This is a genomic window from Vibrio sp. Y51_MX_L26, from assembly GCF_024181935.1.
In the GTDB taxonomy this organism is placed as follows: Bacteria; Pseudomonadota; Gammaproteobacteria; order Enterobacterales; family Vibrionaceae; genus Vibrio; species Vibrio diabolicus.
Map to the genome: position 1 here is coordinate 293979 of NZ_JAMZAS010000001.1, position 13799 is coordinate 307777.

A 13799-nucleotide genomic window follows, 5' to 3' on the forward strand; every position below is an offset into this window, starting at 1 on the left:
CAAATCGACAAATAAAATTGAGAGAGGATGGCGAGTTGCCATCCTTTTTTATATCCAAATCATAGTCAAGTGAGTCGCAATAAATAGTAATTATGCAATTGTGTATTGACAGTCACATTCGTTGCTCTTAATATATGCGCCCAATGAACGGCTACAACTTGTAATTGTTTGTTTTAAAAAGAGATATTTCTCTAAGTTCAGCTGATCTCGGTCAGTTGTCTTTCTATTTTCTAATAATAGAAAGACAACAAATTTGGGACTCGGCATGACTACACAAAGCACTATCAGCACCTCCTCTATTTCAGCTCCAGTTACAGAAAGCAGTTGGCAAAAGAAAGCCATGCTTAGTGTCGCTTTTTTGATGGCGACAACCTCTGTTGGTCCCGGCTTTTTGACTCAAACCGCAGTCTTCACAAATATCTACAAAGTCGACATGGCATTTCCTGTTTTGGCTTCCATTTTTATCACATTTGGTATCGTGATGAACTTGTGGCGCATTGTGGGCGTTTCTGGCATGCGAATCCAAGACATTGCGAACAAAGTGGCACCCGGCATGGGTTATGGTGTTGGTATTCTCCTTGCGCTTGGTGCAGTGGCGTTTAACTTTGGCAACGTGAGTGGCGCAGCGTTAGGCATCAATGTGCTAACGGGCGTGGACACAACATGGGGCGCACTGTTTACCGGTGTCGTTGGCTGTTTGTTGTTTGTGGTTCATAACGCTTCCAAACGAATGGACCAAATGGCCCGCTATCTTGGCTTGTTTATGATTGTTCTGATCGCATACGTGGCTATGACGAGCTTACCTCCGATGGGAGAGACACTAAGTGCAGCGGTGATGCCTATGGATGTTGGTAGTTTGCTTCTGCCTACGTTGACTATCGTTGGCGGCGCAGTTGGCGGTTACTACACGGGTGCACAACGCCTAGTAGACATCGGCTTGAAAGGCAAAGAGAACGTGCCCTCCATCACCTCAACAGCGTGGGCTGGTATTTCTATTGCGGTGGTTATTCGAATCCTACTGTTTTTGGCAGTGTTTGGCGTTATCGCGACAGGCGCAACGCTGGATACGGCTAACCCTGCGGCGGATGCTTTCCGTCAAGGTGCTGGCCAGCTTGGTTACTTCATCTTTGGTTTAGTACTGTTTGTAGCTTCCATCACGTCTGTGGTTGGCAACTCTTACATGGCTATATCATTAATTAAGACGCTTTTCCCAGTTGTGGCGCGAAACGAGAAAGCGTGGTGTGTTGGTTTCATTATCTTAACCTCGCTAGGCACGGTAACCATGGACATGCCAATTCTTCTTTTGATGCTAGCGGGCCTAGTGAACAGCATTATTCTTCCTATCGTTTTGGGCACTGTATTGGTTGCGACAAAACGCAAAGATATTGTCGGTGACTACCAACACCCAATGTACTTAACGCTAACTGGAGCAGCGATTGTTATCGTAATGGCGGCATCGAGTTTGACTAACATTGGGAACTTCATGGCGAAGTTTGCGGGTTGATGTCTTATTGATAGAGATAAACAGCGGCCTCAGATGAGGCCGTTTTTTAAGCTTGTTTAGAGGGCGACTTAACGATTTCTGGCCAATACATTTTGATGTAACCTGCCGATACCCAAACCACCAACACAGTCGCAATGCTGAGCTCCAAAAAGCCAAAATCGTGTAGCCAGTGCCAATGTGGGTGCGATTCGGCAAAAAAGGAGGTTAAGCGGTGCATCGCAATGGCACTGATCACGGAAGGAAAGGTTACCGCCGCGATAGAAGGTTGAAACTTCAATCGAAGTAAGCGGAAGTAACACAGGTAGATCAATAACGTCATTGTGATAGCAATCCCTGCTAATGCGCCCGTCAGTATCGGATCGGGAAGGGGAAAGTTCACCAAGTATGCCGCCAATGACAAGTTTACCGGTGCGGCCATAATTGCGAGGGTCGGCCTGGCTCGTCTCGGTAGAGATCCGAAAAACACCAAACGATAGAGCACCAGCGGTAACATAAAGAAATAAATGCCAATGCACATCATCGCTAAGGTTTCAGAGAATAGGTTGTGACCCAATTGGGAGCCTGCTAATGAGCTGCTGATCAGTCCCACTGGATATAGAAACCAGCTAGGTACGATATTCGACATTTTGAAGTTCATTAGCTGAAAGCTAAAAAACAGTACCATCATAGTAAAATGCAGCAAAAGTGCCATAAACCAGAGTGGATAAGCAATGATTGCTGCTACAGAAGCAAGATAATCTGCAAGGATCAGTAACGCCATACTCATGGGGGCCATTAAGCTACCGCTCAATGGGTGACGAATGTCGACCATAAATAATCGTGGATTCGTGGCATATTTTATCAGCACAGGGGCGAGTAAAAGCGCGCCGAGTGACGCTAAAAATGGGCGTATTGGTTCACCAATTTCAGGGACATAGAGTGCCCAAGCTTGTCCTAAACCTATCATACCTAGCGCTAACGCGGCTTGAGACGGCGGAACGCTATAAAACTGCACAAGTCTTCTCCAGTTCAAATCTACTCCATTTGATTTTTGCCTGAATGAAACGAAACGTGATGATTTGGATGAAATGCTCTATTTGAGTAGCGAATACTAGCAAGTTTAGAGGGTGCTTACTCATGAAAGGTGGTGAGGAAATATCAGAGAATGGTGTTTTTGTGAGTTTGGTATCGAATATTTTGGAAAAGATGTAAAAATGTAGAGTTTATCGCTCCAAACCCTTCGGTAGTTTGGAGCGAAATAATAACAAAGCGAGAACTATGTCGATTGGTTTTCAGGAAGATCCTGCTGACGTAACTTATCGTTTTTGATTGTACGATGTAGCAACTGGCTGTAAATCGGTTGTCCGCCAAACAACTGAGCAATAATCACGGCACCTAAACAAGTAATGATAAGTGGTAGAATTAAGTAGTAGTTATTGGTCATTTCAATCACCAACAAAATGCCCGTGATCGGTGCGCGTACCGTTGCAGCAAAAAGGGCCCCCATGCCCGCAATAGCAAATACGCCAGGTTCGATATCAAGCGTGGGAAGCAACACATCAGCACTCGCTCCGAATGCATAGCCAAACAAGGTCCCCAGAGCAAGCATCGGTGCAAAGATACCGCCCGGCGCACCAGAGCCAAAGCATAGCAACGTCGTGATGACGCGACCAAAGAAAAGCAGAACTAAAACGGATACCGAGTAGTTGCCATTGGTAATATCAGGAATAAGGCCGATGCCACCGCCAGTTAGCTGTGGCACGTATAAGAGAAGCAGACCAAAAATGCCACCAAGTAGTGAACCCACGATTAAATAGCGTTTACGATCGTTTTTGTGAATTGCGACAAAACTGTCTTGTGCCACGGTAATCAATTTATTGAAGATCACTCCGAATACGCCAAACAATGCGCCAAGCAATAAAAATAACCAAAGGGACTGAAGCTCTGGAGAGTGATATTGCGGCATTGTGATGACAGCGTCTTGCCCGTTGATGGCACGAAACACAATATTGGCCATAATAGCAGAGATGATCACCGCGCGAATTGAGATCAGAGAATAGCGAAACTGAGGTCGCATTTCCTCCACAACGAACATAATGCCAGCGAGTGGGGCATTAAAGGCGGCAGCCAAACCACCAGCGGCACCTGAAGCGAGTAGGGAATGACGAGTATCGTCATCTTTCACACGGAAAATATCGGTCACCATTCGACCGACAGCACCGCCCATTTGCACCGTTGGGCCTTCACGACCGAGCACCATTCCGGAGCCAAGTGCGCCCATGCCGCCGAAGAATTTTACTGGCAGGACTCGCCACCAACGCACAGGGCGAATGTTGTCCATCGCGCCTTCAATTTCAGGGATACCTGAGCCCGCCGCCTCTGGGGCAAAGCGGTGAACAAGAAAGTAGCCAATAAAAGCAAGCAACGCGCTGATCAGCACCGCAGCAAGCCAAAGAGGAAGTACGCTACCGATTTCGCTTCTCAGCCATTCGGTACGGGTTTCAGAAACAAAATGAACCGCAAGTTCGAAGTAAGTGCCGACAAAACCAGCTAGTGTGCCAACGATTGCGGCCATAATCAGGACAGAAAATGGTGTGGACCCTCGAGAGACAAACTGGTTAATCGCATCTTTCGGTACGTGCGCTAACACAGATTTTACAATTCTCTCTCGTTTGGTCATTAACAAGTTCTCCTGTTGCTGGTGGAAGGGACGCGAGAAAGTATACGCTTCGCAGAGTCTAGACCTAATCAATAAAGATGCAATTTAGCTTTTCACTATTGAGTGTTCGAAGTGTCGCGATGTCATTCATTCACCAAGATTGTGCTATTGCTCTCATAATTTGGGATAAAAAACTTGTTTTTTGAGCAAAATGAACCATGCTTTAGGTGTAAAGCAACATGACTGCTTCAGAAGGAGGGATGTGAGGTTTTACACACAATTTGGATGGATTCAAACCCTACGGTAAGTCCTCGTTTTATGTTCGGGATGCATCAATAGACATCTCCGATTCGCACACTCACGATTGAGTAACGAGGTAGAGGCGCACGCAAATGTGCGCCTTCTTAATTTCTGCTCTACAACTTTCCGCACTACTTGCTACTATTTTTATCTTGAACAATTTCTACTAGTCGGTAATGTCTGGGGTCGATGTTAATCAACCAGAGTAATTCATGCGCTTTTATCCTCGAGTCCTGTTTTCTTTATGTTGTTTTTCGGTAACGTTTCCAGCATTTTCAACCCAGAGTTGGTGGCAGGACACGTTGTCTGCAATGCCGTACTCCAATTTAAGAGAGCGTATAGAAACAAAGGGAAGCTGGTATCGCTGTGACGTGCAGCAGCAAGATGCTTCAACGTATTTCAGCACATTTTGTTTGGACGATTTTTCGTACTATCAGCAGCATCTGTATGGTGAAGTTGTTTTGGGAAAGGACAGTGCTCAGTTCTCTTTTTTGACCGAATATCAATGGCAAAGTCTCAATGACTTAATCCTCAATTTAAGAACAGACGGATTGGTTTTACGCAATATAACTATCGGACAAGAACACTATGACGTCGTTGAAGCGCTGGAAAAGAAATCTTCTGAGCTCGTCGATAAAGAAGTTATCTTGTTGATAAACCGCTATCCGCAAGAAACGATTCGAAGCTTATTTTGGGTAAAACCGGACGAGTTTTCGTCGCCATCACCGTCTTTAAATGTGGAATTGCACAGCGATGGCGAAATTATCGATGTTAAAGTGACTCGTTTTTAGGTTCTTTATGGAGAGATAGGAAGGTCGCCATCGCAGACTCGTCCAAAAATCCATCCGATTTTTTGTGCGCGCGCAGGTATTGATAGCCAGCGATGAGCTTACGGTGCTGTTCTTCTGCCTCATCTGTCAACGGCTGATTCATAACGTGTTGAAATGCAAGTTTGTACGCATCCATATCTACGACTTCAGCGCGGCGATATAAATAACCACATCCGGTCGCTAACCATTCAAGAGAGCAGTTGGCTCGCATCGCAATTTGATTTGCTTTCGTTAGGCTCGGTTCACTGCCTTTTAAATATTTGCGTATTAAAGCTTCAGACACATCAACGCGTCGTGCAAATCCGCTGATGCTTTCTTCTCCGATCAAGGTGGCTAGGCGTTGGGCAAAAGACATATTTCGTACTCCAGTTCGAATTGCCAAAGTTTACCCGTTGAGCCGATGTGAAAACAAGACTACGATGAATGCAGATCAATTGAAGGAGAAAAACCATGGTTGCAAAAGTTGTGACTGCACCAAAAGGCCCTGAGTTCTCAGAGCTGGTCCAAGGATATTGGCGTGCAGTTGATTGGGGCATGACTGCTCAAGAGCGTTTGTCATTCCTCAAGCAACATATTGAGTTAGGCATTACCACGGTCGATCACGCAGACATATACGGTAATTACGAGTGTGAGAAATTGTTTGGTGAAGCACTTGCTCTCGATAAGAGCGTGCGAGAGCAGATTCAGATCGTCACAAAGTGTGATATCAACCTGTGCGGAGATAAAACACCAGAGCGTAAGATCAATCACTATGATACAAGTTCCGCTCACATCTACCAATCGGTGAATAACTCGCTTGAGCGTTTGAATGTGGACGAAATCGATGTGCTTTTAATCCATCGCCCTGACGTGTTAATGGATGCCGATGAAGTGGCTGAAGCATTCTCAGAGTTACACAAAGTGGGTAAAGTGAAGCACTTTGGTGTATCTAACTTTACTCCACGTCAGTTTGAGCTGTTGCAATCTCGTTTAGGTAAGCCTCTTGTGACTAACCAAGTGGAAATCAACCCGCTTAATTTTGAAGTTGCACATGATGGAACGCTTGATCAAATGCAAATGCTGCGTACGCGCCCAATGGCTTGGTCTTGTCTCGGTGGTGGCTCAATCTTCAGTGGTGACAGTGAGCAAGCCGTTCGTGTTCGCAACGAATTAGAAGCGATTCGCGAAGAAGTGGGCGCGACTAGCATTGACCAAGTGATTTACGCTTGGGTACGTCGTTTACCATCTAACCCAATTCCAATCATTGGCTCTGGTAAGATTGAGCGTGTGCAAACGGCAGTAAATGCGCTGAATATCGAATTGACTCGAGAGCAATGGTATCGCGTATGGGTGGCTTCGAAAGGTCACGGAGTGCCATAGAAGTGACACTTTATTGATGAATACATTATTCAAGGCACCCTATGAAAGGGTGCTTTTTTATTGCTACGTGATACCGATTTCCCCAGCACTCATACTGAGCGGATAGAGTGTAAGTAAAAACGGATTTTTAATTTAAAATGCAACTTTGTGCTTATTTTTAATGGAGGCGTTTTATCCATGTTTGTTTCATGTCACTAAACAGCGAATGGGATGTTTGCTTTTTCGCCATTTTGTTCACTCATCCATTCATATTGCGTATGCTTATTGAATAAAAAAGAAATAAAAACTCGTCAGTTTTCTCGTATTACATGCTGTAACAATCTGTTAGACTCCGGCGCAGATTGTGGAATATAAAAAGGTGATTGAATGTCTTTTCCCGTACTCATCTGTGATGATTCAGCGTTAGCACGCAAACAGATGGCGAGATCACTACCAGCCACATTGAATGCCGATATTACGTTTGCTATCCACGGAAAAAATGCGCTAGAAGAACTCGAAAGGAACGAGTTTAAATTGATGTTTCTTGATTTGACCATGCCAGAAATGGATGGCTTTGAAACATTAGAAAACATGCAGCGGTTAGGGAATACAACTCCGGTGGTTGTGGTGTCGGGGGATATCCAACCTAAAGCGAAAGAGCGCGTGTTCGCACTGGGTGCAAAAGCGTTTATTCAAAAACCGATCGCCAAAGATGAACTCAAGAAGGCGCTTAAAGAGTTGGTTGAGCCAGAGCCTCGTCCTCAAATTATCACGCCTGTTTCTATTGAGTTACCGATTTTACGTCGTCGCGATATTTACATGGAAGTGGCGAACGTCTCTATTGGTCGAGCCGCAGATGCATTGGCGCGTCACTTTGATGTGTTTGTGCAGTTACCGCTTCCGAACGTTAATATCTTCGAAGTGAGTGAACTACACATGGCTCTCCGTGACTTAGCGTCGCATGACAACGTATCGGGCGTTTGTCAGGGCTTTTGTGGCGAAGGTATTGCGGGTGAAGCGCTGGTGATTTTGAGCGATTCGAGCGTATCGGATCTCAAGAAGTTGATGAAAGTGCCAGCTGACAGCGACGAACTGGAAGAGCTTGAGCTGCTCATGGATATTTCCAATATCTTGGTGGGGTCATTCTTAAATGGCTTAGGCGAACAATCTGAAGTGCGATTCTTCCAAAGCCCTCCAGTGCTTCTTGGTCAGCATATATCAATTGATTCGATCATTGAGTCTACGACGGGCGCATTCAGCCGCACCATGACATTCGAGGTGAGCTACAACATTGAGGGAACGTCAATCCGTTGTGATTTATTGTTTATGTTCGTCGATGAATCTTTGCCGTTGCTCGATAACAAACTGTCATATCTAATGGAGGAGTTCTAATGTTGAATATGCCAGCAGAGTTTGAACAATTCCATTGGATGGTCGACATGGTACAAAACGTCGACATGGGGCTCGTCGTCATTGACCGAGATTATAATGTGCAAGTGTGGAACGGGTTTATGACTCATCATAGTGGTTTGCAATCTCATGATGCAATTGGTCGTTCTATCTTTGATATTTTCCCTGAAATCCCGCAGGAATGGTTTAAGTTAAAAACAAAGCCCGTATATGATTTAGGTTGCCGCAGCTTTATTACGTGGCGCCAGCGTCCTTACTTGTTTCGCTGCCGTAACGTACGCCCTGTCACTCAGCAAGCGGAGTTTATGTACCAGAACGTTACGTTGAACCCCATGCGTACACCGACTGGGAGAATCAATTCGTTGTTTTTATCTATACAAGACGCGACGGCCGAAGCATTGATGTCTCAGAGTCAGTAGCGATAAAAAACTTTCTCAAAAGCCAAGGTTCGCCTTGGCTTTTTTGTATACTTATAATTGTGTTTCCTAATGCGCAGAACGTTAAGATGGACTTTAATCTCGCCCTAAAACTCTACACCGCAGAACAAGTAAAAAACGGTGAAACGCTGGCAGCGCAAATGGCTGGTGTTTCTATGTATAGCCTAATGCAACGCGCAGGTATGGCTGTGTATGAGCGTTTTTTACACTTGTATCCCAAATCAAAAAATATCTTAGTCATTTGTGGCAAAGGGAATAATGGTGGTGACGGATACGTATTTGCCTCGCTTGCTAAACAAGCGCAACTCAATGTACAGGTTTTCCAACTTGGTGATGTGACTGCGCTCAAAGGTGATGCTTTACGCGCATATCAAGATTGGCAGTCCATCGATGGTGTTAACAATGATTGGGATGAGTGGAATACCGCATTGCTAGAAGCCGATGTGATCATTGATGCCATGTTAGGCACTGGTTTAAGTGGTGAGGTTCGTTCGGAGTACCGTCGCTACATTGAGCAAATCAATCAAATTCACACCCCAGTGATAGCAGTCGATATTCCTTCCGGGCTGTGTGCAAATACAGGTGCTATTTTAGGCGATGCCATTCATGCTGAGCATACTGTAACCTTCATTGGTGTTAAGCAAGGCTTGTGCACCGGACAAGCGAGAGATCGAGTTGGTGAACTCCACTTTTGTGGATTGGGTGTAAATGTTGAGTTTGACTCTATCGAAGTAGAAAGTGCACTAGGTATTGATCGTCAGGTTGTTTCAAGGTTAATGCCCAAGCCAAATCCGACAGCACACAAAGGTGACAATGGCAAACTACTTTGCGTCGGTGGTAACCAAGGTATGTCAGGAGCGATTCGTTTATGTTCCTCCGCAGCGGTTAGATCCGGAGCGGGTTTAACTGCCGCAATTACTCACCCGAGTAGCCTTATTCCGCTACAGATTGGCTGCCCAGAAGTAATGAGCCAAAGCATCACCGCCGACTTACTCAGGGATACTGAGAATGACTTAACCAAACGCATTCGTTGGGCTGAAGTATTGGTGTTTGGTCCAGGTTTTGGTGATGATGAGTGGGCTTATCAAGCCTATCAATATCTGGCTCAAGAACAGAAACCTAAAGTTGTTGATGCTGATGGGCTCAATATTCTAGCGATGCTAAGCCAACGATGTGATGGCACTTTGGTGTGCGACAACCAGCGAGTGATCACGCCGCATCCTGGAGAGGCAGCTCGACTATTAAATGTGACCACTCAACAAATAGAAAGTGACCGATATTCTGCTGCAAGACAACTGCAAGAGCGTTATGGCGGTGTGGTGGTTTTAAAAGGCGCGGGAACACTTATTTACGATGGAACGAGAATGTACGTCTGCCTAGCGGGTAACGCCGGAATGGCGACGGGCGGAATGGGAGATGTGCTATCTGGTGTTATTGGTGCGTTGCTAGCTAAAGGGGGACCCATTTCCATTGCGGCACGTTTAGGTGTGGTACTCCACAGTCATGCTGCGGATATAAACGTGAGTCAGCATGGTCAAGTTGGTCTTTTGGCAAGTGATGTTATAGGCACACTTCGTACCGCTATTACTCAACAAATCGATAGGACGTAGCTAGATCTCGCCCATTACTATGAAAAAGTGGGCGATTTTTTTGAGTACTTTTTCCGAATTAGCAGCGCATCTTAGTATTAGGTGATTGAGTTTTAGGCAGATTTGAGAGGTTGTGCGTTTTCATTTTAAAGGTATGACGCAAAGGTTTGCGCAAGAGGTTAACTTAAACGTTTTCTTAAGTTGTTGATAATTATAAATAATGAGAAAAAATAACGACTTGAGGAGTGTTTTTGATATGCGATTATCAAGATGGTATCACAAAAAAAATTCAAATATCAGACTTGTAGGAAATAAATCACAGCCTATAATGCTGAAAACCGGAGCGTCTGCCAACGCTCCGGTTTTTTTGTGTCCGAAGAACAGTGAACTTGTCTGCCAACGAGATCACTACGCACTCTGAGATGACACATATACATATGAATCAAGGAATTACACAATGCGTATCGAACAAGAACTTAAGTTAGGTTTTAAAGATGTACTGTTTCGCCCGAAACGTTCTACCCTTAAGAGCCGTTCTCAAGTAAATTTAACCCGCGATTTTACATTCAAGCATAGTGGTCGTCAATGGTCTGGTGTGCCTGTAATCGCAGCAAACATGGATTCGGTTGGTAGCTTTGCAATGGCTAAAGCGCTAGCTGAGCATGGTGTAATGACTGCTGTTCACAAACATTACACGGTAGAAGATTGGGCTGAGTTTGCTAAATCAGCTGATAAAGCAACCCTGAATAACGTAATGGTGTCTACGGGAACATCTGACGCGGATTTCCAAAAAACCAAAGATATTATGGCGCTTTCAGATGAATTTATTTTCATCTGTATCGACATTGCAAATGGTTACTCAGAGCATTTAGTTGAGTACGTAGAGCGTGTACGTGCAGAGTTTCCAGACAAAGTGATCTCTGCGGGTAACGTGGTTACTGGTGATATGTGTGAAGAGTTGATTCTCGCTGGTGCAGACATCGTGAAAGTAGGCATTGGCCCTGGCTCAGTTTGTACAACTCGTGTAAAAACGGGTGTTGGTTACCCGCAGCTTTCTGCAATCATCGAGTGTGGCGATGCAGCGCACGGCCTTGGTGGCATGATCATCGGTGACGGTGGTTGCTCATGCGCAGGTGATGTATCCAAAGCATTCGGCGGCGGTGCGGACTTTGTTATGCTAGGCGGCATGTTAGCGGGCCACGAAGAGTCAGGCGGCGAAGTGATCGAGAAAGACGGCGAGAAGTTCATGAAATTCTACGGCATGTCTTCTAAGAGCGCGATGGAGAAGCACTCAGGTGGTGTCGCTGGCTACCGTGCGGCCGAAGGTAAAACCGTATTATTGCCATACCGTGGTAGCGTTCACGGCACTATTCAAGACATCCTTGGCGGCGTTCGCTCAACTTGTACATACGTGGGTGCAGCAAAGCTTAAAGAGCTAACCAAGCGTACTACATTCATCCGCGTTCAAGAACAAGAGAACAACGTGTTCGGTAAAGAGTAAATCGACTGAATGTAACAAGTGTAAAAGCAACCATACGTTATATCTATAGCAGATAAAACTATACTATATGCAGCTATGAGCCAGAGTGAGATTGATTTCTTACTCTGGCTTTTTTGCTTCTCATTTGTTTGTGCTTCAAAATTAACTCTAAGCGATTTTAATAGTTGGTCGAGATTCGACTTGTTCAAACGGTAATGATGTTGTAACTGGCATGAGCTGTAAAATACTTGAAATCTGACAGTCTCTATTTAATCCAATATAGTCTTTGACATTAGCGACTCGCCAAGTCATGTCTCCGTAAGTACGCAGATAGAGCGCGGGTGATTGATGACTGTTATGTCTAATAACGCTCCATTGGGTGATATCACTAAAAAAGACTTCAGGGTTATCGGATGTCTCAAACTCATTCGCCATGATGCCCAAAGGTATATCAACGCGATTAAGTAGCTTTTGTCCGAGTGAGAAGGCTTCGTCGAAGTTAGTTGGTTGTTCGCTTAACTGCTTAATTGCATAGGTTTGTACAAATCGAGACGGCGGTGTTGGGTCGGCGGGTAGGCCCATCAAGCCAGCGCCATTGATTGATTGAAGTGGGCCAGGCACTTGGACATGACGTTGCATGGTTGCTTCATTGTTCGGTTCTGGGTTGTAGTTGCGCAAATTGGAAAAATAAGAGAGGTGATTGACATGCCAATGGTAATTTGGGCAGTTAGTCATTACTCCAACGTAGGAGTGGTCCACAACCACTTTATAATCATCAAAGTCGTATTCGGTACATTGATAGCGTGCTTGCTGATTTTCCTCTTTGCTGAACATATCGCTTTCTTTAAATGCTCGATAGATATGCATATTACCGTTAAGAAACTCAATGACTGCACTGTCATTATTTGCATCGTGAATCACGAAATGCTGATCCAACGTCATATTGTCACTCTCTGTTTCACCAGTTGAAATAGTCGAGTTAAACACGTAAACGGGGTGAGTAGTGAAGTACGTCACCATCTCGTCCACAGTATTAAACGTAGACAAGATAAAAGTACCAAACAGGCCGCTGCCTAATGCAAAGGCATCATCAGGGATGTGAGAGGTCGATACATTTTGATTGAGAATGGGCAAGTACAGTGACCCAACAGAAAGGCCAGATTCATTAATGCCATCAGCTGTTAAAAGAGGGTGGGTAATGGCGTTGCAGTGGATGAAGCTCAACTCTCCCTGCCAATTTGCTCGAAACTCACATTCTTTACTGTGACGTTTTGGCGGCTGACCATTGAAAACACGGTCGGCTCTTCCGTCGGAAGTAAAGGTCGTAATTTGGTAAGTTTGTTGGGCTCTAAACCAAATCTCGGTCTGAAGGTTAACTGCAAACTCCATGGTTCTAGCGGATAAGGTTTGGTTGTTGCAACCATAATTGATATTCACATCTGTACACATAGCCACGCTTTCCGTTGTTTATTTTGAATGATGCATATCCAAGAAACTCTCTGAATCAAATGCTTAGAGATTACGTGGATATAGAAGAATTGCGCTTTAATAATGGTTTTAGCCATTGAGATAAGCGCATGCTATTAAGTTAAGCATTCAATCAAAAAACGTCAGTAGCAGTTTAGTATCAGTTGATAGCGTTAAAATAAAAAGTGATGTATTAAGTCAAACTCTTTGATCTTAGAGCTCAATAATATATTTATTTTTTCAATCTTGGTTACTCTAGATTTAAAGTTGGTTTTAAAAGTGATTTTTATTGATTCGATTATCTTGCAGTGGTGATATAAAGTGAGAACATAAAGTTAACAATTTCAGATTATGATTGAAAATAGGGAGAGTCTTCAATCCAAATACCGAGAAATGAAACTGCCCGAGAAGTTGTTTAACAGTCTCGGGCGAAGTGATGAATCGGGTAAGCGGCTATAAAGTTTTCTCACAAGAACCGCTAAGTGGTGGAGATATTTTTAAATTATCATTAAAGATTTCCACAGCGACGGGGCCTTTATTTTCGTCTTTTGCATAGTATGCACAGGACTTGTCCCCAGTATAGGTTTCACCTGCCTTTTTGAAACTGTAGTACCAGGAGTCATGGGTCGCGGCACCGGATTCAAAACTAGCAGATTCAGATTGTTCGCCAGTATTCAAGTCGAAACGGACTTCCATTTCCGGAGAGTCTTTAAATCTCACATATCCGGTGATTTTATCGCTGGAATTATTTTTAACGTAAAATGAACCCTTAGTTGTCATAATTTTTCCTCTTTTTAATTTCTATA

Annotated in this window: 12 protein-coding genes; 7 read left to right on the plus strand and 5 right to left on the minus strand. The window is 44.4% G+C overall.

Features of this window, described 5'->3' with window-relative positions:
- Positions 1-265 precede the first annotated feature (265 nt).
- Positions 266-1504, plus strand: coding sequence for an NRAMP family divalent metal transporter (locus tag NL645_RS01280; protein ID WP_006741126.1), 1239 nt, complete (start codon positions 266-268; stop codon positions 1502-1504).
- A 46-nt stretch (positions 1505-1550) separates the two neighbouring features.
- On the opposite strand, the gene NL645_RS01285 is transcribed toward NL645_RS01280, so the two are convergent.
- Both NL645_RS01285 and clcA read right to left on the minus strand, forming a co-directional pair.
- A complete protein-coding gene (locus NL645_RS01285) occupies positions 1551-2498 on the minus strand; it encodes a TDT family transporter (protein ID WP_199804270.1) in 948 nt (315 codons plus the stop codon).
- A 261-nt stretch (positions 2499-2759) separates the two neighbouring features.
- The gene (clcA, locus tag NL645_RS01290) at positions 2760-4163 is read right to left on the minus strand and encodes a H(+)/Cl(-) exchange transporter ClcA (RefSeq protein WP_074190503.1); all 1404 of its coding nucleotides are present in this window, start codon (positions 4161-4163) and stop codon (positions 2760-2762) included.
- Positions 4164-4654: 491 nt separating this feature from the next.
- Here clcA and NL645_RS01295 point away from each other — a divergent pair, with 491 nt between their 5' ends.
- Positions 4655-5233 carry a hypothetical protein gene (locus NL645_RS01295; protein ID WP_074190504.1) on the plus strand — a complete coding sequence of 193 codons (579 nt, stop codon included), beginning with the start codon at positions 4655-4657 and terminating at the stop codon, positions 5231-5233.
- Here the strand turns inward: NL645_RS01295 and NL645_RS01300 are convergent.
- A complete protein-coding gene (locus tag NL645_RS01300; protein ID WP_253651013.1) occupies positions 5214-5627 on the minus strand; it encodes a helix-turn-helix transcriptional regulator in 414 nt (137 codons plus the stop codon). The two genes, NL645_RS01295 and NL645_RS01300, sit on opposite strands and share 20 nt — an antisense overlap.
- A 95-nt stretch (positions 5628-5722) precedes the next feature.
- Between NL645_RS01300 and NL645_RS01305 the strand changes: the two genes are divergently transcribed.
- From NL645_RS01305 to NL645_RS01325, 5 genes are all read left to right on the plus strand, one after another.
- A complete protein-coding gene (locus NL645_RS01305) occupies positions 5723-6631 on the plus strand; it encodes an aldo/keto reductase family oxidoreductase (RefSeq protein WP_047008144.1) in 909 nt (302 codons plus the stop codon).
- Between the two features lie 366 nt (positions 6632-6997).
- A complete protein-coding gene (locus NL645_RS01310) occupies positions 6998-8002 on the plus strand; it encodes a response regulator (RefSeq protein ID WP_253651014.1) in 1005 nt (334 codons plus the stop codon).
- The gene (locus NL645_RS01315) at positions 8002-8439 is read left to right on the plus strand and encodes a PAS domain-containing protein (RefSeq protein WP_253651015.1); all 438 of its coding nucleotides are present in this window, start codon (positions 8002-8004) and stop codon (positions 8437-8439) included. The genes NL645_RS01310 and NL645_RS01315 overlap by 1 nt, the downstream gene beginning before the upstream one ends.
- A gap of 86 nt (positions 8440-8525) precedes the next feature.
- Positions 8526-10067, plus strand: a complete 1542-nt coding sequence (locus NL645_RS01320; protein ID WP_253651016.1) for an NAD(P)H-hydrate dehydratase — start codon at positions 8526-8528, stop codon at positions 10065-10067.
- Positions 10068-10503: 436 nt separating this feature from the next.
- Positions 10504-11547, plus strand: a complete 1044-nt coding sequence (locus NL645_RS01325) for a GMP reductase (protein WP_005396079.1) — start codon at positions 10504-10506, stop codon at positions 11545-11547.
- Between the two features lie 147 nt (positions 11548-11694).
- Here the strand turns inward: NL645_RS01325 and NL645_RS01330 are convergent, their stop codons facing one another.
- Positions 11695-12963 carry a linear amide C-N hydrolase gene (locus NL645_RS01330; RefSeq protein WP_253651017.1) on the minus strand — a complete coding sequence of 423 codons (1269 nt, stop codon included), beginning with the start codon at positions 12961-12963 and terminating at the stop codon, positions 11695-11697.
- Between the two features lie 483 nt (positions 12964-13446).
- On the minus strand, positions 13447-13773 hold the full coding sequence (locus NL645_RS01335; protein ID WP_047008149.1) for a hypothetical protein: 327 nt from the start codon (positions 13771-13773) through the stop codon (positions 13447-13449).
- Positions 13774-13799 lie beyond the last annotated feature (26 nt).